This window comes from Ralstonia sp. 110700041-2 (assembly GCF_056280165.1).
Window position 1 is genome coordinate 1 of record NZ_JBSFAI010000039.1, and the last position, 1089, is coordinate 1089.

Consider the following 1089-nt stretch of genomic DNA (forward strand, 5'->3'; position numbering starts at 1 on the left):
AACGGCATGCCGAAGTGTTCCAGTTCATAGACCACGTTCGGCGCCTGGCGGCACATGAATTCGATCGCGTCCTGGTCGCCGAGCCAGTCGGAACCCTTGACGGTGTCGTAGAAGTGATAGTGCCAATTGTCTTCGCTCATGTTGCCCAGCGAAGCACCGATACCACCCTGCGCCGCAACGGTGTGCGAGCGGGTGGGGAACACCTTGGACAGCACGGCCACGGAGAGGCCGGCTTCTGCCAGCTGCAGCGATGCGCGCATGCCCGAACCGCCCGCACCGACGATCACGACGTCGAATTTGCGGCGCGGCAGCCCAGTCTTGACTGCGACCATGTCTTAAACCCTCCAGAGAATCTGAGCTGCGTAGCCCGCACAACCGACGAGCCACAGAATCGTCAACACTTGCAGCGTCAAACGCACTGCCACGGGCTTCACGTAGTCCATCCAGATGTCACGCACACCGATCCAGGCGTGATACGTGAGCGACACGAACGCCAGGAACGTCAGCATCTTCATCCACTGGTTGGAGAACAGCCCCGCCCAGCTTTGGTACGACGTGTCTTTCGAGAGCAGGAACGCCGCCAGCAGCACGACGGTGTAGACCGCCATGATCACGGCGGTGACGCGCTGCGCGAGGAAGTCCTTCAGGCCGTAGTGCGCGCCCACAACGAGGCGCTTGGGACCAATATTGTTATTTGCCATCAGGGGCTCCTCAGAACAGGCCGAACAGCTTGGCGCCGAACACGACGGTCAGCAGCAGGCTGACGATCAGCACGCTCACAGCCGACTTGGAGGCCGAAGCCTTGTCGATGCCAATATGCAGATCGAGGATCAGGTAACGGACGCCAGCGCAGAAATGGTGCAGATAAGCCCAGATGAGCGCGAGGACGACGACCTTGGCAAAACCGTTGGACAGAAGCGCCGAGAACTTGGCGAAACTGATTTCCGACGTGAGACTTTGTTCGAACAAGTACAGCACGAACGGAAGAAGAAGGAACATCAGCGCACCGCTGGCACGGTGCAGGATGGACACCTTACCGGCCCAGGGCAAGCGGTAGCGGGCGATGTCGCCCAAACCGATGTTCCTGTA

3 protein-coding genes are annotated in these 1089 nt (G+C 60.0%); all 3 read right to left on the reverse strand.

Going from position 1 to position 1089, the window contains the following annotated elements; genetic code table 11:
• Window positions 1–332, reverse strand: a 332-nt coding sequence (locus ACUXH0_RS26395; protein WP_476196446.1) for an FAD-dependent oxidoreductase, incomplete at its 3' end; no start/stop codon positions are given.
• Between the two features lie 3 nt (window positions 333–335).
• Entirely contained in the window at window positions 336–701 is a 366-nt protein-coding gene (gene sdhD / locus ACUXH0_RS26400; protein WP_004637532.1) for a succinate dehydrogenase, hydrophobic membrane anchor protein, read from the reverse strand.
• 10 nt (window positions 702–711) lie between these two features.
• Window positions 712–1089: succinate dehydrogenase, cytochrome b556 subunit (gene sdhC / locus ACUXH0_RS26405; protein WP_024972779.1), on the reverse strand; the 378-nt coding region annotated here is incomplete at its 5' end.